This is a genomic window from Streptomyces sp. NPDC002788, from assembly GCF_053592115.1.
Genome location: NZ_JBSFVB010000004.1, coordinates 84,574 through 105,132 on the forward strand (window position 1 = coordinate 84,574; position 20,559 = coordinate 105,132).

12 protein-coding genes are annotated in these 20,559 nt (G+C 68.0%); 7 read left to right on the forward strand and 5 right to left on the reverse strand.

What is annotated here, in order from left to right; genetic code table 11:
• Positions 1–29: 29 nt before the first annotated feature.
• The 4 genes from ACWD1U_RS09450 to ACWD1U_RS09465 form a co-directional block, all read right to left on the reverse strand.
• Positions 30–2,090, reverse strand: coding sequence for a beta-galactosidase (locus ACWD1U_RS09450; RefSeq protein WP_451105936.1), 2,061 nt, complete (start codon positions 2,088–2,090; stop codon positions 30–32).
• A 72-nt stretch (positions 2,091–2,162) separates the two neighbouring features.
• Complete coding sequence (locus tag ACWD1U_RS09455) at positions 2,163–3,479, reverse strand: ABC transporter substrate-binding protein (protein WP_451105937.1); 1,317 nt, start codon at positions 3,477–3,479, stop codon at positions 2,163–2,165.
• Positions 3,480–4,027: 548 nt separating this feature from the next.
• On the reverse strand, positions 4,028–5,059 hold the full coding sequence (locus tag ACWD1U_RS09460) for a LacI family DNA-binding transcriptional regulator (RefSeq protein WP_451105939.1): 1,032 nt from the start codon (positions 5,057–5,059) through the stop codon (positions 4,028–4,030).
• Between the two features lie 305 nt (positions 5,060–5,364).
• The gene (locus ACWD1U_RS09465; RefSeq protein WP_451105941.1) at positions 5,365–6,693 is read right to left on the reverse strand and encodes an SGNH/GDSL hydrolase family protein; all 1,329 of its coding nucleotides are present in this window, start codon (positions 6,691–6,693) and stop codon (positions 5,365–5,367) included.
• Positions 6,694–7,459: 766 nt separating this feature from the next.
• On the opposite strand from ACWD1U_RS09465, the gene ACWD1U_RS09470 reads away from it, so the two are divergent.
• The 7 genes from ACWD1U_RS09470 to ACWD1U_RS09500 all read left to right on the forward strand — a co-directional run bounded on the left by ACWD1U_RS09470 (position 7,460) and on the right by ACWD1U_RS09500 (position 17,528).
• On the forward strand, positions 7,460–8,887 hold the full coding sequence (locus ACWD1U_RS09470; RefSeq protein ID WP_451105943.1) for an RICIN domain-containing protein: 1,428 nt from the start codon (positions 7,460–7,462) through the stop codon (positions 8,885–8,887).
• A 135-nt stretch (positions 8,888–9,022) separates the two neighbouring features.
• Positions 9,023–11,020, forward strand: coding sequence for a DUF4978 domain-containing protein (locus ACWD1U_RS09475; RefSeq protein WP_451105945.1), 1,998 nt, complete (start codon positions 9,023–9,025; stop codon positions 11,018–11,020).
• A gap of 140 nt (positions 11,021–11,160) precedes the next feature.
• Positions 11,161–12,858: a substrate-binding domain-containing protein gene (locus ACWD1U_RS09480; RefSeq protein ID WP_451105947.1), complete on the forward strand. Its 1,698-nt coding sequence runs from the start codon at positions 11,161–11,163 to the stop codon at positions 12,856–12,858.
• 324 nt (positions 12,859–13,182) lie between these two features.
• Positions 13,183–14,310 (forward strand): Gfo/Idh/MocA family protein, encoded by a 1,128-nt coding sequence (locus tag ACWD1U_RS09485; RefSeq protein ID WP_451105949.1) that lies wholly within the window; start codon positions 13,183–13,185, stop codon positions 14,308–14,310.
• Positions 14,303–15,226 carry a DUF6807 domain-containing protein gene (locus ACWD1U_RS09490; protein WP_451105950.1) on the forward strand — a complete coding sequence of 308 codons (924 nt, stop codon included), beginning with the start codon at positions 14,303–14,305 and terminating at the stop codon, positions 15,224–15,226. Before ACWD1U_RS09485 ends, ACWD1U_RS09490 begins: the two co-directional genes overlap by 8 nt.
• Positions 15,223–15,966 carry a cupin domain-containing protein gene (locus ACWD1U_RS09495; protein ID WP_451105952.1) on the forward strand — a complete coding sequence of 248 codons (744 nt, stop codon included), beginning with the start codon at positions 15,223–15,225 and terminating at the stop codon, positions 15,964–15,966. The genes ACWD1U_RS09490 and ACWD1U_RS09495 overlap by 4 nt, the downstream gene beginning before the upstream one ends.
• Positions 15,967–16,037: 71 nt before the next feature.
• Positions 16,038–17,528, forward strand: coding sequence for a family 43 glycosylhydrolase (locus ACWD1U_RS09500; RefSeq protein ID WP_451105954.1), 1,491 nt, complete (start codon positions 16,038–16,040; stop codon positions 17,526–17,528).
• A 297-nt stretch (positions 17,529–17,825) separates the two neighbouring features.
• Here ACWD1U_RS09500 and ACWD1U_RS09505 read toward each other — a convergent pair whose 3' ends face one another.
• Positions 17,826–20,201: a glycosyl hydrolase 53 family protein gene (locus ACWD1U_RS09505; RefSeq protein ID WP_451105956.1), complete on the reverse strand. Its 2,376-nt coding sequence runs from the start codon at positions 20,199–20,201 to the stop codon at positions 17,826–17,828.
• Between the last annotated feature and the right edge of the window lie 358 nt (positions 20,202–20,559).

Consider the following 20,559-nt stretch of genomic DNA (forward strand, 5'->3'; position numbering starts at 1 on the left):
TCCTCGGGTTCTTGGATCAGGTGCGGGATTCAGGAGCCGCTCGACGACGGCTCGGCCTGCTGCGACGTGGCCAGGGGACTGCGCACGACGGCGACGTCCGCCGCGTCGAGGACGAGCGTCTCCCCCACGTCCAGGCGGCGTCCGGTGATCAGGTCGGTGCCGGAGCGTTCGAGAGTGACGGTCGCCTTGTCCTGCCGGTGGTTCAGCAGGAACAGGTACGCGCTTGTGCCGGTCCGTCGCTCGGTGACCTCGACGCCCCGCGGTGCGGCGTGCGCCGGTCGAACCCCGGCACGGTCCAGGACGTGACGCACCAGGGCTTCGAGGGCGTCGTCGTCCAGACGTGTGCCGACGTACACGGCACGGCCCTGGCCGAGTTCGCGCTCGGTCACCGCTGCTTTGCCGGCGAGATGGCCCGTGCGGTAGACGGCGAGCGGTCGGGCGGTCTCCGTTTCGAGGTCGTCCTGCCACACGGTGGCGGTCGCGAGGAAGCCGTTCAGTGCGGTCTGCTCGGCTGCCGCCTGGACCGGCACCGTTGCCTCGGCGGACAGTGGAGAGAACTCCTGGACGTGCGCGCCGATCACCTCGCGCAGGGCCCCCGGATACCCGCCTTCGACGATCCGGTCGTCCTCGTCGACGATCCCGGAGAAGTACGAGACGACGAGATGGCCGCCGTCCTCCACGAACGTCCGCAGTGCCGGGCTGTGTTGACTGGTCATCAGGTACTGGTTGGGGATGACCAGGACGCGGTAGGGAGACAGGTCGTCGTCGAGGGTGACGACGTCGACGGCGACCTGGCTGTTCCACAGGGCCCGGTAGTGCCGGGCCACGGTCTCCCGGTAGTCGAAGGTGTTGTCCGGGTGGGCGCAGCCTTCCACGGCCCACCAGTTCTGCCAGTCCCACACGATCGCCACCTGCGCGCCGGTCCGCGCCGTGGCGACCTCGTCGATGGACCGCAGCTCGTTGCCGAGCGCCTTGACCTCCTGCCACGTCCGGGTCTTCTCACCGCCGTGCGGGAGCATCGCCGAGTGGAACTTCTCCTGCCCCTGGCGTGAGGCCCGCCACTGGAAGAACATCACCGCGTCGGAGCCGTGCGCGACGGCCTGGTAGGAACCCAGGCGCATCCGGCCCGGCTGTTTGACCTGGTTAATCTTCCACTGGCTGACCGCGCCGGCCGCCTGCTCCATCAGCATCCAGGGCTGCCCGCCGCGCAGGGAGCGCATCAGGTCGTACTGGAAGGCAGCGGTGACCAGCGAGTGGGGCATTGCCGGGTCGGGGTAGCAGTCGAAGGCGACGACGTCGAGTTCCTTGGCCCAGCGGTGGCTGTCGGTCAGCCGGCACTGGAAGAAGTTGGTGGTCGCCGGCACGTCCGGCGTGATCCCGTGGAGCAGGTCGCGCTCCCGCGTGACGAGTTCCAGCAGGAGGTCGGAGGTGAAGCGGGAGAAGTCCAGCTCACGGGAGGGGTTGGCCCAGCCGCGCACGGGCCCGGGCAGGTGCACCTGGGACCAGTCGCTGTAGCGCTGGCTCCAGAGCGCCGTGCCCCACCGGTGGTTGAGTTCGTCCAGCGTGCCGTACCGCTGCCGCAGCCAGCCGCGGAAGCGGTCGTCGCACAGGTCGCAGTAGCAGTCGGAGTGGTACTCGTTGCCGATGTGCCACATGGCCAGTGCGGGATGCTTTCCGTACCGCCCGGCCAGTTCGGTGGCCATGCGCAGGCTGCGGTCACGGTAGACCGGAGAGGAAGGGCAGAAGTGCCCTCGGCTGCCGATGCCGTGCCGCACTCCCTGCCGGTCGGCCGACAGTGTCTCGGGGAAGTCCGTGGCCAGCCACGGCGGTGGTGCGGCGTTCGGCGTCGCGAGGTTGACGTGGATGCCGTTCGACCACAGCAGGTCCATGATCTCGTCGAGCCATGAGAAGTCGAACCGGCCGTCGGCCGGCTCCAGCATGGACCAGGAGAAGACGCCCAGGCTCACGAGCCGCACGCCTGCGGCTCGCATGAGCCGGACGTCCTCCTGCCACACCTCCCTCGGCCACTGTTCCGGGTTGTAGTCCCCGCCGTAGACGACTCCCGGCAGTCGACGGCGAAAGGTGGTCATGCGCGGGTCGTTCATGCGCGGATCGGGCACAGCGGGGGTTCCCTTCCGGAAAGCGCTACTGCACGTGGTTTCTCACATCTGGGACTTGATCTCGGAGATGAACTTCCTGGCCGCCTCCTTCGGCGACAGACGGTCGAACAGCACGTCCTCGTTGAGGCGCTTGAAGGTGTCGGGAAGCGCGGGGCCGGCCTTCGCGTTGGACATGTGCACCGCGGTCGGCTTCAGGGCGTTGATACGGGCCAGGTAGTCCGCGATCCGCTTCTCGGCAGGTGACAACACCGGCCTGATCGCCTTGATCACGTCGGGGTTGACGGGCACTCCGCGGTCGAACTTCTGGATCTTGTTCGCCTCGGGCGAGTTGACCAGGAAGTCGATCAGCTCGGCGGCCTCCTCGGGGTGCTCGGTACGTGCGGAGGCGCCGTACCAGATGCCGGGCTTGGTGTAGGCGCCGACCTGGGCGGCTCCGTCCTCGCCGGGGAAGAGGAGCAGCTTGGTCTCGCGCTGGCTGGCCGTCTCGAGCGCACCGAGCTGGGTGACCGACATCTCGGTCATGGCCGCCTTGTGGGTGGCGACCAGGTTCTGCTCGATGCCGGCTCCGGCCGCCTGTGCCTCGACCGCGGACTCCGGGCTGGTCGTGCCACCGCTGTCACGCAGCTTGAGGACCCACTTCCAGTAGTCGGCCAGGTTCTCCTCGGTGAAACCGATGTCGCTGCCGTCCTCGTTCCAGAAGTCCTCGCCGTGCTGCCGGAGCCAGACGCCCAGCATGTTGGGGTAGAGCTCCATCACACTGCCGACCAGACCGGGCTCCGCCTTGGAGAGGGCGGTGGCGGTCTTCACGTAGTCGTCCCACGACCACTTGGTGTCGTCCGGCACGGGCACGCCGGCCTTCTTGAACGCCGCCGGATCCACGGCCACACCGAACGCGCTGTCGCCGGCCGGGAGGCCGTAGAGACCGCCCTTCACGGTCGTCATCGCCATCGAGTTCTGGGTCAGCTTGTCGGTGTGCAACAGGTCCTTGTACTTCTTCAGGTCCAGCAGCTGCCCGTTGTCGATGTAGGAGAACATGAACGGGTCGGTGATCTGCAGGACGTCGGGCATGTCACCGGCGGCGGCACCGGTCGACAGCTTCTTCCAGTAGTCGTCCCAGTTGGAGTACTCGGGCTGGACGTCGATGTTCGGGTGCTCCTTCTCGAACACCGCGATCATCTGCTTGGTCATCTCGTGCCGGGCGTCGTAGCCCCACCAGTTGAACCGGATGACGGTCTTGCCGCTTTCGCTCCCGGAGGAGCCTCCCGCGCAGCCCGCGGACAGGACCAGGGCGAAGACCGAACAGGTCAGCCCGACGGCACGCAGTCGGGTGCGTCTGGTGAGGCGGGAAGGGTTGGTCATGATGAGGGCTCCTCTGCTGGATTACCCGGGCTGTGCGCCCGACCGGGGATACGTCGTGTCAGGAAGCCGGTTCCCGGCACCGGCCGTATCGCCGCGCGGTGGCGGGGCTGCACAGCTCGGGTGCTTCGGCCCGCGAAGACAGGTCTTCCTGCGGTCCGTGCGGATGGTTGCCCGCCCCGGCTTGTCGAACTCTCGGGCGGATTGCGACGGCTCTGACCAGTGTGGGTGTGAACGTGTGCTTGAACCTTGTCCTCGGCGTACTGAGCCGCTGGGCCGGATCGACCGCGAGCACCGCACCGGGTTGAGGTCCGTGTGACGTCAGTAATAGTGAACGTTCACGCGGCGAGCGTAATGACGGACCACATTCCGGTCAAGGCTCTGGACGACAACGCTTGTGACGTCAGTGGAAGTTCAACGCCCCGGCACGTTCCGGAAGGCGGCGGGGGCGTGGGAACGCGCCCGGACGGCCGCGTCCGGGCTGGTGGGGAGGGGAACGCAGGGTGCCGCGAGCGGGGCCCCTGGGATTGCGGTGAGGGATCGATCGAGCTCTAGCGCATGACGTCGCCGGTCCTTGCCGGGCCGGCCGACTCGCGCAGCACGAGGCGTGAGTTGAGGTCCAGGTGGAGTTCCGGCTCCGCCTCCTGGTGAATGCGGGCGAGCAAAGCTTTCATGGCCTGCCGACCCATGGCCTCGCGGTCGAGGTCCACGGTCGAGATGGAGGGGTTGAAGTACGCGGTGAACTCCTGGTTGTCCCAGCCGAAGACGCTCACGTCCTGCGGGACCCGCCATCCGCGGTCCTGGAACCCGCGGATGACGCCCATGGCGACGTCGTCGTTCGCGGCGAGCACCGCGGTGACGCCGGAATCGGCCGACAGGCTCTGAGCCGCGTCGTATCCGGACCGCACCGACCAGTCGCCGTCGATGACGGCGTAGTTCTCCAGGCCGCGCTCGGCGATCGCCCGCAGATAGACCTCGCGTCGTTTACGTGCCGACATCCAGTCCGTGCTGCCGGCGACATGGATGAACCGGCGATGGCCTATGGAGGCGAGGTGGTCGATGATTTTGGCGGCCGGCTCGCCGTCTGCCGTGATGCCATGGGCCCGCATCTGGTCGTCGTACTCGCCGACGACCACGGTCGGGGTCTGCTCGAGTCCGAGCTGTTCGATGTCGCCGATGGGGGTGAAGGTGAGCACTCCATCGGCCTGACCCGAGTCGAGCAGATCACGGACCCGGCCCCCTCGAACCCTCTCGTCGCCTTCCAGGCCGACGATGTCCAGCATGTATCCGGCTGTCTGTGCTTCCGCGGAGGCTCCCCGCAGGATCTGAGAGGGCACGAAGGTCGTCATGGACGGCAGGACCACGGTGATGCGGTGCGACTTGCGGGTACGCATCGACCGCGCCACCAGGTTGGGGCGGTAGTCCAGGTGAGCCACGGCCTGTTCGATGCGGACCACAGTCTGCGGTTTCAGACCTCCGTTTCCCCGCAGGAAGCGGGAGACGGTCTGATGGGACACCCCCGCGTGCGCCGCGACGTCGAGGATGGTGGGACGCTTCTTGCGGGGATTCTTCGGTCTCTCCACATTCCGCTCCGATCGCTCCGGTCTCGCGTCCGCGTCCACAGTGCTTCCCCGCCGCCTCTCTCCGCCCCGCACGGCCGTCGGTACCTTACTGCCGAGGCTCTGGCGGCCGTGTGCGCCGTGACTCTCGTCCGTCTCATCGGTACGCCTCGGCCGACCCTGCCGGTTGACTGCGCCCGCGCCCCGGACTTCTCCCTCGGCACCGCTGGCTCCTCGCCTCGCCGGCCGAGCGGAGGGCGCAACTGCCCACGGACAAGCAGGCCTCCGAGCCCGGTTGCCCGTGGCATGGCCGGGCTCAGAACACCACGTCACGTCGTCGGAATGAGCTGGGACAGCTGGGCGGTCAGCTCCGGCACATAGAAGTCGGTGATGCCCAGCACGTTGGGGTGGGTGCCGCTGCCGCCACTGCCCGGGTAGCCGTTGACGAGGCCGTCGAAGGTGTACGCCACTCGTTGGGCGTCGACACGGGTGTCCAGCGTCGTGTTCGCGAAGACGTCGGCGACCGCAACGCCCCACTTCTGGGCGGCCTGCAGGTTGATCTGGCGCAGGGCGAGCTGCGTGTCCCAGTCACGCGAGCCCATCTTGTGTGCGGCCACGTACACGAGTTGGGCGGTCGGCCACTTCTGCCGCATCGTGTGGATGGTGTTCTCCAGCGCACCGGCGTAGGTGCCCGTGTTGAACGTGGCGGGATCCTTGGAGCCGCTGATGGTGCCGATCGCGTACGTGTGATTGTCGTGGACCTCGATCGCGTCGTTCGTGCCACCGTCGAAGACGACGAAATCGGGCGCCTGTGAGCTGGCCGACCGCACCTGAGTGATGATCTGCCCACCGCTGGCGTTGGGCGCCGGGCCCACGGTCGCGCCGTTCCTGGCGTACTTCGTCAGCGTCATTCCTTCCCGCTCGGCGACGAAGTTCAAGAAGCTGCGTGAGTACTGGTGCCCGTAGACGATGCTGTCGCCGAAGGCGTAGACGGATGTGCCGGCGAGGGAACCATAGGCGGAGTTCGCGGGCCGGACCAGCCGGAAGTTGTCGATCGACTGCTTGCCGGTCCCGTAGTAGTTGCAGGCGACGAACTTCGCGAGGTTCGTCCCGGTGATGGACCCGGTGGCGGAAGCCCTCACTACCGGCGCGGCCTCCTTGCTGATGATCGAGTACTGGACCTTGCCGAGGGTGAAGTCCATGTGCAGATCGACCGTGTACCACTTGCTCCGGTCGAAACTCGTCTTGATCCAGGTGGGGTTGAGCGAGTCCGGGGCAGAGGTGGAGTTCGAGACGGGCCCGGTCACGGCGTAGCGGAGTTCGGTGCCTGTCGCCGCGATCGCGAAGACGAGACGCCCGCCGTCGTCACGCAGTTCCAGACCGGTCTTCATCCCGCTGCTGGCGATGTCCGTCTTCCAGTCGAAGCGCAGATCGAGCGTCTTCTCCTGCACGATGGACGACGCGAACGGACGTACCGACGTCGTGTAGTTGCCCATGCCCTGCGTGACGTTCAGAACGCCGCCGCTGATGCCGGCTCCGACGGGGAAGCCGAAGTTCGGAGGATCGGTCTGCGCGTCGAAAGTCTCGTTGACCAGCGTGGCACCGGAGGTCTCGGCGGCCGAGGCGGCGTGTGGAGTGAGAAGGGCGGACAGGAACAAGGCCCCGGCGACGAGGGGGCCGGCCCATCTTCGGGACCGGGAACCCAGTCCACCTGTGGCGGTATACACATTGATCTCCCTTGATCTCCGGTGGTGTCGACCGGTGCCCGGCGGGGAGAGGGATTCCCGGCCAGGCATCAACAGAAAGGGCGCTTCGCCCGGTTTTGCGGCTTGTTGTGACCAAGCCGGCTTCTTCACGATCAGCCCCGCGCCGGAGCGCTCGCCGCCGTCCGGACTCAGGCCACACCTAACGACCCGGGCACGACACCGACGCCCACCGTCCCGAACCCTCGCGAGGCAGCGCGGGTACACCGCAGTGACGGCATGTGCTGGAGCCGACCTCTCTCGTGGCAGCGGCACGACCGTGCTCGCCCGGGGCACCTGATCAGCAGGGAGAACCACCGGCAAGGACGTGCCGTCCGACGACTGCGCAGGAAACGTAGTGATCGATCACCCCAGGGGTCAAGATGTCTGCGCGTGATCGTTCACATCGCCGCACCGCGGCCACCTCACGAGGAGGGCCTCCACGGGCTCATCACGACCGCTCAGCGGCCGCCGGCTGGGCCGCGTAGCCGCGAGCCGCGGTGAATCCACCTCGTTAACACCATTGACACACCAACGGTCCCGCCAGTCTCATGTGCGACAGCGTTCGTTTCAGTCAACTTCTGATCGGTTGCGCTCTGCCATCTCGGGCCAACCTCTGATCGCTCCTGTCCTGCCGTGTTGCCTTGATCTGCAAGCGGCAGCCGAAGTGGAGGCACATCCCATGCGCCGCGCCTGGCTACTCACCCTTGCCGTGCTCCTCGCCCTGCTGCCGCAGACGCTCCTGGCGGGCACCGCACACGCCGCGACCGTCACCATCGCCAACGGAACCCAGTTCACCGACACCACGGGCGCCGTGGTCCACGCCCACGGCGGCGGGGTGATCAAGGTCGGCACGTACTACTACTGGTTCGGTGAGAACCGCAACGAGGACAACACCTTCCGGTACGTCTCCGCGTACCGCTCGACCGACCTGAAGAGGTGGGAGTTCAGACGCCATGTCCTGACCCAGGCGACCGACCCCGAACTGGCCGTGGCCAACATCGAACGCCCGAAGGTGATCTACAACAGCACCACCGGCAAGTTCGTGATGTGGATGCACAAGGAGAACGGCAGCGACTACAACCAGGCCCGTGCGGCGGTGGCGGTCTCCGACACCGTCGACGGTGACTACACCTGGCAGGGCAGCTTCCGCCCGCTCGGCTACATGTCCCGTGACATCACCCTGTTCAGGGACGACGACGGCACCGGCTACATGGTCTCGGCCGCGAACAACAACCGCGACCTGCACGTCTACCGCCTCAGCGCCGACTACCTGACCGCCGAGAGCCGGGTACAGCTGCTGTGGCCGGGTCAGCTGCGCGAGGCGCCGGCGATGTTCAAGCGCAACGGCGTGTACTTCCTGCTCACCTCCGGCGCCACCGGCTGGAACCCCAACCAGCAGAAGTACGCCACCGCCTCCAGCGTCACCGGCACCTGGAGCGAGCCGCAGAACATCGGCGACTCCACCGCGTACGGCTCGCAGACCGCCTATGTGCTGCCCGTGCAGGGCACGTCGGGCACCGAGTACCTCTACATGGGCGACCGCTGGGGCAACTCCTTCGCCCAGAACGTCAACGCCTCCAGGTACGTCTGGCTGCCGCTGGAGTTCCCCACCGACACCACCATGACCATGGACTGGTTCCCGCAGCTCTCCATCGACACCGCCACCGGCAAGGTCGACGGCGTCGGCGGACCGTGGGAGACCCTCGCCGCCCGCCACAGCGGCAAGTGCGTCGACGTACCGAGCAAGTCCGTGGACAACGGGATCCAGCTCACCCAGTACACCTGCAACGGCGGTACAAACCAGGCCTGGTGGTTCAAGGACCTCGGCAACGGATACGTCCAGCTCATGGCCAAGCACAGCGGCAAGTGCATGGACGTGGCCGACAACTCCACCGCCGACGGCAACAAGATCATCCAATGGCCCTGCTCCACCGGCTCCAACCAGCAGTGGCAGCTCCAGGACGCCGGCGACGGCTACGTCCGCCTCGTCTCCCGGCTCAGCGGCAAGTGCCTGGAGGTCAGCGCCGCGTCCACCACCGACGGCGCCAAGCTGGTCCAGTTCACCTGCGGCACCGGCGCCCACCAGCAGTTCCAGCGCGGAGCCTGACCACCCGCCCGCCTTATTGAGCGGAATCCTTCCAGTGCTCTCCCCCCGGGGTGGAGTCCACGCGCAAAAGCATGACTGACGACACCAGCAGTTTCATCAGGCGGCGGCTGATCGCCGTCACACGGAGGTAGTCCAATGAAGTCGAACAGCGATCTGTGGTCGCGCCGCAGATTCCTCACGACGACCGGAGCAGCGACCCTGGGGGGTTTCGCCCTCAATCTCGCCGGAAACCTCCCGCAGGCCTCGGCGGCCAGCGTGGTTTCCTACGTCGACACCTCGAAGTCCACATACGACAAGCTCGTACTGATGGTTGACGGCAAGCCCTTCTATCACAGTGGGGTCCAGTTCCGGTACGAGAAGCACAAGTACACGTTCGGCTGGACGGACGCCCAGCTTAAGCCCGTGCTCCAGATGATCCGCGACGACGGATTCACCGTGGTGAACATCCCGATCTGGTGGTCGCAGGTGGAGACCTCGAAGGACGTCTTCGACTGGACCGACATCGACCGATACCTTGCCTGGTGCGGGGAGTACGGTCTCAAGCTGGAAATCCTGTGGTTCAGCCACGAATCGACCGGCTCCTCCCTGGCGGCCCGGATGCCGGCCTACGTGATGAACGACTACCAGTGCGTGGTGAGGTCCGACGGCACCAAGCTGACCCTGAACGGCAACCCTCTCCTGGACAAGACCGATCCGAACATGCTCGCCAGGGAGAAGTACGTACTCGGCCGGCTCATGGCTCATATCGCGGCCGTCGACACCGCTCACACCCTCATCGGCGTCCAGGTGCTGAACGAACCGAACGTGGCGAAACAGCAGGGCGGATCGTCCATCGACCGGAGCTACAGCACCTACAGCACCGACCGCTGGAACAGCGGCGGGTACACCGACGCGACGAAGTTCCGCAAGGACGTGCTACTGGACTACCTGACCCAGTTGGGGCAGGTGATCAAGCAGTCGAATCACTCGGTGTACACCCGGACCAATATCGCCGGCAGCGGGGACACGGTGCCGGTCGCCGAGAACGAGGTCCTCAGGGCCCAGGGGACGTCGACCATCGACTTCTTCGGGAAGGACCCGTACACCACGGGCCTCGACACGCTCTACAACTACGGGAGGGACGCCGTCTGGGCCCAGGGGAAGAACTTCCCCATGATCATGGAAAACTTCGGAGGAACCCCGGCGGCGGACGTCGAGAAGTTCAACGCCATCGCCGGCAACACCGCCTTCAATCTGTACGCCGCCCTGGACCCGGACTCCAGCACGGGCAGCAGCAACCACGGCCTGTACGACTTCAACCCCACCACCAAGGTCGTCACCCGCAAGGCCGTCTCGGACAAGGTCGCCCGACTCAACCACGTGCTGAACAAGATCCACCGGGACCTCGCCAGCAGGCTTCCGGTGGAACGCGGCGGAACCAACCTGCAGACGTTCAACCGGAGCGCGGCCGCCGGCGTCACCACCACCAAGCCCGTGGGCGGCGTCAACGTCACGTTCACCACGTCGAGCGGTGCGCAGGCATTCGGTGTCAGGCGCGGTGCGGCCGAGTTCGCTTTCACCACCACGACCCAGGCCACGTTCACACTGCCGGGCGCCACCGGCGTCGTCCGGTCCGTCGAGGCCGGACGCTACGACGGAAACGACAACTGGGTGAAGGACGGCACCAAGACGTACGGCACGGCCTCGGGGAACATCGTCGTCGACCTTGCGGCCGGCGAATGCGTGCGGGTCCTCTACCTGGTCAGCGGCGCGACCTACAAGCTCAGGCACTCCTCCTCGGGCCTGTACCTCGACACCGACCTGAACGGTGCGGTCATGCTGGCGGCCAAGACCGTCTACGACGACCAGGACTGGATCGTCGCCCAGGACTCCTCCGGATCCTGGACCATCAAGAACGCCAGGTCGGGGCGCTTCTACCTGGAGACCCAATCCACCGACAACAGCGTGATCTGGAATTCCGGCACCATCTCGGACAGCTCACTGTGGACCGTGGAAGGGGTTGCGGCAGGGGGACTCCGCGTGAAGAACGACCAGACGGGCAGGGCATACCTGTACAGGACCTCCGCGGGCGAGGTGAAGTGGAACACGGGAACGCAGGACTCGAGCACGGTCTGGGTGTTTGAACCGAAGTAGGCGGCACCCCGCGTCGCGGAGACGGACACCCTTGTGCCGTCTCCGCACACCCGCCTGTGCATCGGTACATGGCGGGCACCGATCACCGAAGTGTCCCTCCACTCGGATATTCGAACGTATGTCTGTGTAATGATTGCCGAATGGGGCAGGGTGATGTGCTGAAGGCGCTGAAGGAAAGGGCCGCCGACCAGTGGGGGCTGGTGACCACCGCCCAGGCGAAGCTGGACGGGGTGCAGGGTGTTCAGCTCCTGAGGCTGGAACGCGCCGGGCTGCTGGAGAGCGTCGGCCACGGGGTGTACCGCATGGTCGCCTCTCCTCCGCCGGAGCACCTCAGGATCAAGGTCGCGTGGCTGCGGCTGGATCCCAGAACGCCGCTGCGGCACCGCGGCGCCGAGGGCCCCAAGTCGGGCATCGTCTCGCACGCCTCCGCCTGCGCGGTGCACGGACTGGGCGACCGGCCCACCGATCGCGTGGAGCTGACTGTTCCGGTACGCCGTACCACCCGTGACGAGAGCGTGGTGCTGCACTGCGCGCGGACCGATGCCGACGACATCACCGTCGTCGACGGCCTGCCCGTCACCACGGTGCAGCGGACCGTCGTCGACCTGCTGCGCGTCCGTGCCGACGCCGCCCGTGTCGGCGCGGTCGTCGCCGAAGCCGCTTCCCGCGGCCTGGTGAATGTCGACGACCTGGCGGCGCGGGTCGGGTCCTTCACCGGTGCCTACGGCCTGCCCGCACAGGCGTCCGGTGCGCAGTTGCTGGAATCCCTGTGCGAGCAGGCGGGACGTCCCCTGCTCGTGGGGAAGACCGAGCGGGCCGCCGGGGAGGGAACCGGACCGGAGAAGAAGCGGGCGACCATCTGGGAGGTGGCCCGCAGGGCCGGGGTGTCGCACCAGACCGTCTCCCGGTATCTCAAGAACGACGGCGGCATGAGGCCGGCGACGCGGGCGAGGATCGAGCGTGCCGTCGCCGAGCTGAAGTACCGGCCCAACCTCATAGCGCGGTCCATGCGCACCCAGCGGTCCAACCGGATCACCATCGTGCTGCCCGAACTGAGCAGCTTCGTTCCGATCCCCTTGTTGAGGGGCGCGTCGGCCGCCGCGCACGACGCCGGGTACCTGACGGACGTCATCGGGCTGGAGGGCGGGAAGTCACGGCGAGCGCAGACTGTGATGTCCCTGCTGGACACCCGGCAGGCGGACGGCGTGCTGTCGCTCGTGCCGTTGGCGGACATGCCCGACGGCGCCGACGCCGGCCAACGGCCCGTCGTGGTGCTGGGCGAGTACGACGACAATCTGCACTCCCGGGGACGACTGGCCGACGGGCGGCCCGCCGAGCAGATCCTGCGTCACCTCGCGGACCAGGGACACCGCCGGTTCCTCCACGTCGCCGGCTCGCGGGAGTGGGCCTCGGCGCGCAACCGGCGTGCGGTGTACGTGGAGGCGATCGAGCGACTGGGCCTGGAGTCCTACGGCGTCGTCGACGGGGACTGGTCGATGCGCTCCGGATACGAAGCCGCTCAGGACCTGCCGTCCGATTCCGGCGTGACAGCCGTGCTGGCCGCCAACGACTACGTCGCCATGGGCGTGATCCGCGGCTTCCAGGACCGCGGATGGCGCGTCCCGGAGGATGTCAGCGTGTTCGGCTGGGACGACGAGGAGTTCACCCGGTACTTCTCGCCGACCATCTCGACGGTGCACATCAACAAGGAGGAGGTCGGCCGCCGGGCGATGCTGTCGCTGCTCGCCCTCCTGCGCGGCGAGCCCGCGCCCGTGGCTGACGTCGACGACCTGTTCCGGATCGTTCCGCGAGATTCGAGCGGCCCGGCCCACCGGTAGGGCTCGCCCCCGCCTGGCATCCGGCCTGGCCTTCACCTTCGAGGCGCACCGGCCATGAGTCGGCGGGGCGAGACTTTCAAAGCAAAATGTGATCGATCACTGCGTAACTCTTGACCCCAAACGTGACCGATCACTACGTTCTTGCTGCTGCCACGTCGTGTCGGCGAGCGCCGGCTTCATCCACGTGCTGTCGTTCTGGTCGACCGCACCCCGGTGAATGCCCCTGGTGGCACATCGACGTGTCGGAGAGGGAGACATGGCGCGCCGAGGCCGGGACCCGGTGCCGCGCCCACCGCAGCACCCGAGCTTCTACGAGAGAGCCACATGACTGAGGACAGACAGCCCGTGAGGGTGGCGATGGTCGGCGCCGGAAACATTGCCGGTGGCTGCCACATGCCCGCCGTCCAGGCCCAGAACGGCGAAGCCACCGTCATCGCGGTCGTCGACGTCGACCAGGAACGCGCCCAGGCCTTCGCCGCCCGGTGGGACATCCCCGCCGCCTATGACGACCTCCGGCAGATGCTTCGGGAGGAGCGCCCCGATCTCGTCATCGTCTGCACGCCCCCGGTCGCCCACCGCGAGGCCGTCACCGCCTGCCTGGACGCCGGTGTGTGGGTGTGGTGCGAGAAGCCCCCCACGCTTTCGGTGGCCGAGTACGACGTCATCGGCGCCCACGAGGGCGAGGGCGGCCCGTACGTCTCCTACGTCTTCCAGCACCGGTTCGGGTCCGCCGCCCGAGCCCTGCGGGAGCACATCCGCACCGGCAGGCTCGGCGCGCCCCTGGTCGGCGTCTGCCACACCCTGTGGTACCGGGACGACGCCTACTTCGACGTCCCCTGGCGCGGCAAGTGGGAGACCGAGGGCGGCGGTCCCACCATGGGCCACGGCATCCACCAGATGGACCTCATGCTGGCCCTGATGGGGGAATGGACCGAAGTCCGCGCCGCCATGGGCACGTTGGCGCGGAACGTGGAGACCGAGGACGTCTCCATGGCGATGGTCCGCTTCGCCAACGGCGCCCTGGTGTCCATGGTCAACAGCCTGCTCTCCCCCCGCGAGACCAGCTACCTGCGCTTCGACTTCCCCGAGGCCACGGTCGAGCTGTCCCACCTCTACGGCTACGACAACTCCCATTGGACGTGGACCCCCGCACCCCACCGGGCCGAGGCCACGGCTGCCGAGCTCGGGGCACCGCTCGACGACGAGGCCAGTTCGCACGCCGCGCAACTGCGCGTGCTCCTGCGGTCCCTGCGCGCCGGACAACGCCCCGAGGCCAGCGGCGACGACGGCCGCCGCGTCCTGGCCTTCATCGCCGCCCTGTACGAGTCGGCGACGACCGGACGACCCGTCACCCCGGACATGATCACCCCGGACAACCCCTTCTACCACTCCATGAACGGCCGCCTCCGCGCCGCCCAGGACAATGCCGACAAGGAGAAGACCGGTGTCTGACACTCACTTCCGGATCGAGCACGACGAGGCCGGAACCGAGTTCGTGGTGTCGGCCGCGGGCACGGACCTCGCCACGTACGTCTACCGGCCGGACAGTCCTGTCGAGGAATCCCCCAAGCCGTATCTGTACCCGTTGAAGACCCTCTCCGGTGCGCCCGTGGGCGTCTATCGGCCCTGGGACCACCGCTGGCACAAGGGCCTGCAGATGACCTGGTCGCACCTGTCCGGCGACAACTTCTGGGGCGGTCCCACCTTCGAACAGGGCGCGCCCGGCCACGGCTACGTCTGGCGCGAGAACCACGGCCGGCAGGTGCACCGCGGCTTCGACCGGCAGGACGACAGCGGCAGCGAGGTGTCGGTCGCCGAAACCCTGGAGTGGGTCGCCTCCAGCGACGAGGTGTGGATCGACGAGACCCGCGTCCTGAGCTTCCACAGCGCCGACACCGACGACGGTGTCTGGGCGCTGGACTTCACCACCGCCCTGACCAACGTTCACCACGAGCCCCTGGAACTGGGCAGCCCGACCACACACGGCCGCCCCAACGCCGGCTACACCGGGCTGTTCTGGCGCGGGCCCCGGGCCTGGACCGGCGCGGACGTCATCGCCGACGGGGGGCATCAAGGCGACGCCGTCATGGGCACCCAGGGGGCCTGGGCGGCCATCACGGGCGAGCACGACGAGATCGACGGCGGGGCCACGGTCCTCGCCTACGCCGGCACCACCACGGCCACCGTCCCCCTGAAGTGGTTCGCCCGCAGCAGTGCCTTCGCCTGCCTCAACCCGTCGCCCGCCTTCGACACCGAGATCAAGCTCGAGCCCGGTGAGACCCTGTCCCTGAGCCACCGCTTCGTGTTCATCGACCGCGTGGTGGACCGCCGTGAACTGGAGCCCATCGCCCAGAGGTTCGCGCCGTGACCGCCCTCCCCGACTTCCCCGGAGCCGTGGGACTGAGCCGGCTCGAGGTGTACCCCTGGCCCACGGCGGACGACGAACACGGCGGCTCGCCCCACATGCACCTCGTCTGCTCGGAGTGCTACGTCGTCGTCAGCGGCCGCGGCCGGCTGGAGACCCTCAACCACAAGGGCCACACGACGACCGAGCTGCACCCCGGAGACACGGTCTGGTTCACGCCGGGCACGATCCACCGCGCCATCAACGACGAGGACCTGCGGGTGATCGTCGTCATGCAGAACAGCGGCCTTCCTGAGGCGGGCGACGCGGTCATGACCTTCCCGCCCGCGTACCTCTCCCCCGAGACCTATCCGGGCGCGGCCTCGCTCCTCGACGCCGACGGGACCCCCGACCCCGAGCGTGCCCGGGCACGCAGGGACCTGGCCGTCGAGGGGTTCAGGGAGCTGACGCGGCAGTGGCGGCGCGGCAACCGCTCTGCCTACGAGGACTTCTGCGCGGCGGCCGTGCGACTGGTCCAGCCACGCCTGGACGTCTGGGAGAAGACGGTCGACGACGGTGCGCTGGCCGCCGCACAGGCGGCGCTGCGGCAGATCAGTTCGCTGCGCGACGGCGACCTCAACCACCTGTACGAGGCGACCGTCTCACGTATCGCCCGACCGCCCCGGCAGACCCTGGGCATGTGCGGTTTCCTGCGCGCCTACGACCCGGCCCGCCGGGCCGGCGCATCGGCCGAACCTCAGTGACGCCCCACCATCCGAACGTGCCCGACGGCTGCTGATCTGCCCGGGCTCGAGCCAAGGAAAAAGTGTTTCGCATGAGTTCGATGCTGCCGGAAAACGGTACGAGCGCCGACGCGGCGACCACCCCGATCTTGTCCGGGATGTATCCCGATCCATCGGTGTGCCGGGTCGGCGAGGACTACTTCCTGGCGAATTCGTCGTTCGAGTACAGCCCCGGCATCCCGATCTGGCATTCCCGGGACCTGGTGACCTGGTGTCAGATCGGCAACGCCCTGACGAGGGACGACCAGTTCCCCGCGGGCCGGTCGCCGTCGAGCCGCGGCATCTACGCCCCGACGCTGCGCCACCGAGAGGGACGGTTCTGGCTGATCACCACGAACATCGACGATGCTCGCGGTGGTCATCAGATCTACCACGCGACCGACCCGGCCGGGCCGTGGTCAACGGCGTTGTGCCTGACCGGACTCGACGGCATCGACCCGGACCTGGCCTGGGACGACGAGGGAACCTGCCTGGTCACCTACTGCTCGTGGTCGGAGACCGAGATCGGCATCAGGCAGGTCGCGGTCGATCCGGAGCAGGGCGTGCTCCTCGAACAGCCGCGGTGGATCTGGCACGGCACCGGCCTGGCCCATTCCGAGGGGCCGCACCTGTACCGGCGCGGCGACTGGTGGTACCTGGTCATCGCCGAAGGCGGCACCGACCGGGGCCACGTGGTGTCGGTCGCCCGCTCACGCGGTCCCCGGGGGCCGTTCGAGGCCGCCCCGCACAATCCGGTCTTCAGCCACCGCAGCACGGCTCATCCCGTCCAGAACGTCGGTCATGCCGATCTGGTCGAGCGCCCCGACGGGACGTGGGCAGCGGTGTATCTCGGCACACGGCCGCGAGGCCGCAGCCCGCGCTTCCACGTCAACGGGCGTGAGACGTTCCTCGCCGAGGTCTCCTGGGCGCAGGACTGGCCACACTTCGAGCCGGCGAACCTGCGCGTCCCCACCGGACAGCGGGACTTCGAGGACGACTTCTCCGCGTCCGGACTCCATCTCAGGTGGGTCTCGCCAGGAGAGCGTCCCGACCGGTTCGTCCGCAGCGTGCCGGGAGGGGTGGTCGTGGGACACGCACCGAGCGAGACCGGGGAGCCCTCGGGCCTGTTCACCCGGGTCGGCGCAGACCACTGGGAGACCGACTTCCTCATCGATCCGGGAGAGGGTGCGTTCACCGTCGCGCTGCGGCTCGATGGTGCTCATTGGTACGGGCTGCGTGTCGCCGACGGCGAAGTCACTGCCGTCGCACGGATCGGACAGGTCCAAACGGTTCTCGGCTCCCGCCCGCTGCCCGGCTCCCCTGTCACCCTCCGCATCCGATCCACGCAGCCGACCTGGAACGGACCGGACGACATCGAACTGGGGGTCGGTCACGAAACCGGCACCGATGTCCTCGCCCGCCTGGACGGACGCTATCTCTCCACCGAAGTGGCGGGCGGGTTCACCGGGCGCTCGGTAGGTGTGTGGGCCGAGTCGCGGGAGGTCCTCGTCCGCCGGGTCCGGTTCGCCGAGCAGGGCGCGTAACCGCCCCGTGACGGACGTGCTCCGTCCCCCAGGCTCTGCCTCATGAGGCACTTTCCCGACTCGGAGTCCGGACCCTGATCATCAGGGACGTGACCTTCGCCGAGGACGCGTCCACCGTCCACGCGGGGACCGCACCACGGGCCCTGGCGACCCTTTGCACCTCGCCATCGGTGTGCTGAAAACCCTCGGAGCCGACAACGCGCCGAGACAGCCGGCGGTGTCGCGGGGTCCGTGAGCGCGCTGCCGGGCCCGGCCTCCCGGCCCGGCAGCGCCCCGAAACAGCCGGACGTCAGATCGCTACAGGTCGCGGCATTGCTCCGACTTCGGACCACTCACCTTGTTGGCAGATCCGTTGTTCACCGGTGGCCGAGCGTTTCCCCCGCACGTCAACGGGCCGTTGATCGTGTTCCCGGCGATCACGTTCCACCCGTGCGTCCGCGTCACCGTCACCGGGCCGCTGATCGTGTTCGGAGCACAAGCCAGCACCGGGTTGCCGATCGTCACCGAGGAGGTCCCGGCCAACGTCACCGGGCCGGAGATCCGGCTGTCGCAGATCACCACCCCCGCCGCGCCGTCGGCCCGCACCGGGCCGGCGATCACCGCACCGTCCGCCTGGAGCGAGGCACCGGCACGCACCGACACCGGGCCCGACACCGTCGCTCCGTCCAGGCAGGTCACGCCCTCGGTCACCGTCAACGGCCCGGCATGCAGGCCGTTGATCACCCGGTCACAGTCGAGGCCGGCATACGTTTCGACCACGTCGAGCATCGCCGTCACCGGACCGTATTCGGTCGAGCCGCGGACCGTGAGCCGGCCGGCCTTGTCGGTGGCGCCGTCCGGTACCGGGTCCCATTCCACCGGGACCGGCTCGGTCGAGCCATCGGCCATGGTCAGCGCCCGCACCGAATCCGGCAGCGCCACCTCGTCGCCGACCAGTGCGGACGCGTACACGGTGTCCTCCACCACGTGGGACGCGCGACTCTTGGTGAAGATGTCGATCGACGCGTTCGGCTCCCAGGTGCGCGTCATGCCCGGTACGGCGGTGAACATGGACTGCCATCTCGCCGGCTCCCACGCCAGCACGCCGAGGCCCTGGTTGTTCGGGATGTCGTTGGCGATCTGGAACACGCGCTGGAGAGCGTCCGCCTGGCCCTGAACGGTGCGCGGGTACGTCGAGTTGGGCATGGGGGCCCCGCCGCCGCCCGACGCCGGGTACGAGGTCTCGGCGATCTCGATCTCGTACCCCGGGTGCGCCGCCGCCACCGCGTTGAGGTTGGACTCGTAGTGGTCCGGCGAACCGTGCCACTCCGGGTAGTACGAATGGGCGAGAACATCCGGGTCGGCGCCCTTGGCCTTGACCCGGGTCAGGTATTGATCCCAGAACTCGAGCGTCTTGGCGCGCCGGTCCTTGCCGATGATGATGTGCGTCTCGACGTCGATGTCCTCGCCGTGGTCGGACGACACGTCGCGGACCGCGCGGATCCCCGCCGCGGACAGCGTCGTGAACCGGTCCCACGCCTCCTCGTAGAGCCGCTGCTCCTTCGGGTCGTCGGAGCCCCAGTACTTCCAGAGCAGGCCACCGCCGGGCTTCGACCGGTAGATCTCCGGCTGGTTGCGGAAGTACGCCGGATCTGTGGTGCCGATCAACGCCGCCTCACTGCCGTACATGAAGCCATTGACGATCTCGTTGCCGATGGCGACCTTGTCCGGCGTCGTGCCCTGCTCGATCAACTGCCCGACGTAGTCGTAGGTGTAGTCGTACACCGCCTGGGTCAGGTCGTCGAACTCCAGCCGGGCCCACGCCCGCGGCTTCGGCTGCTTGGCCGGGTCGGCCCACGAGTCCGCGTAGTGGAGGTCGATCCCCAGGCCCATGTCCCGTTCGGCCTTGATCCACTTGGACACCTCGAGTGACCGCTCGGGGCCTTGGTACGGGACGGCCAGTACGTCGCCCGAGGATTCGCTGCGAGGCTCGTTGAAGACCCGCAGCCGGACGTAGTCGACGCCGCGGTCCTGGAGCACGTCGAGCAGGTGGGGACCCGCGCCTTGGTCCTCCTCGGTCGGACTCACCCAATACTTGCGTCCTTCGGCGACGTCGTTGTCCACCCAGGAGGCATCGGCGCCGAGGATCAGGTCGTCGCGCAGATAGTTGTAGACGCTGAGCTCACTGATTCCCAAGGTTGCGCCGGGCGAGGCTCCCGTGAACGTCACCCGCACGAATCTGGTCCCCGGCCGGGTGAAGAGGTCGACCGATCCGCGGGAGGGCTGGTGGTTGGCCGAGTGGTCGGCGATGACGTTCCACCTGTCGCCGTCCGCGGACGACTCGACCACGTACTGGTAGGCGGCCCCGGTGCCCGGGAAGACGACCTCGACCTTCCTGACGTTGTCGTAGGCGCCGCCCAGATCGAGAGTGAGCCACTGGTTCGCGGACGTGCCATCCGCCGTCCACGCGGTCTTGTCGTCCTGGTCGATCGCCAGGTCAGCGGTGGACGCCCCGCTGCTGACGTCGACACTCGCCCAGGATTTCGCGCTGATGTCGCTCTCGATCGGCGAGATCTCGGCCTTGCCGAACTGTGCGGAGGCCGGGGCAGCCGGCCCGAATGCCGCTGCGCCGCACGCCAGAACGACCGCGGTCGTGATGCTGAGTGCCGTGCGGACAGGGTGTCTTCGCGTCATTGCCTACTCCTCATCTCCGCACCCCCGAACAGGAGCACGACTGTGTTCCAGCGAGCCTTCCGGGTCTTGTCCTGTCGCTCATGCCGGAGCGGCTCGCGTCTCCCCCAGACCCCACCGGGCCTGAAGGATGTGCTGCGCAGGGCGCCGGATCGCCAGTCGCACTTGTCCGTACCCGGGCGATTCGGCAACGCAGCGAGGCGCCGTAGCCGGCGGAGCGAGCCCGGCGAGATCTGCAGGACAGCACACCCAGCCGCTCGGCCCAGGCCGGCCCGGCGAGCACCCGCTCAAGCAGCAGGGCGTGACGTGGGCCAGGCCGCACTGGAGCGGGGGCAGGGCCGAGCCGGGGGCTGAACAGGCG

Bases quoted from the DNA above. Each gene is read 5' to 3' on its own strand.
- ACWD1U_RS09450 (WP_451105936.1), bottom strand. From the start codon at position 2,090: ATGACCACCTTTCGCCGTCGACTGCCGGGAGTCGTCTACGGCGGGGAC.
- ACWD1U_RS09455 (WP_451105937.1), bottom strand. From the start codon at position 3,479: ATGACCAACCCTTCCCGCCTCACCAGACGCACCCGACTGCGTGCCGTC.
- ACWD1U_RS09470 (WP_451105943.1), top strand. From the start codon at position 7,460: ATGCGCCGCGCCTGGCTACTCACCCTTGCCGTGCTCCTCGCCCTGCTG.
- ACWD1U_RS09475 (WP_451105945.1), top strand. From the start codon at position 9,023: ATGAAGTCGAACAGCGATCTGTGGTCGCGCCGCAGATTCCTCACGACG.
- ACWD1U_RS09480 (WP_451105947.1), top strand. From the start codon at position 11,161: ATGGGGCAGGGTGATGTGCTGAAGGCGCTGAAGGAAAGGGCCGCCGAC.
- ACWD1U_RS09485 (WP_451105949.1), top strand. From the start codon at position 13,183: ATGACTGAGGACAGACAGCCCGTGAGGGTGGCGATGGTCGGCGCCGGA.
- ACWD1U_RS09500 (WP_451105954.1), top strand. From the start codon at position 16,038: ATGAGTTCGATGCTGCCGGAAAACGGTACGAGCGCCGACGCGGCGACC.
- ACWD1U_RS09505 (WP_451105956.1), bottom strand. From the start codon at position 20,201: ATGACGCGAAGACACCCTGTCCGCACGGCACTCAGCATCACGACCGCG.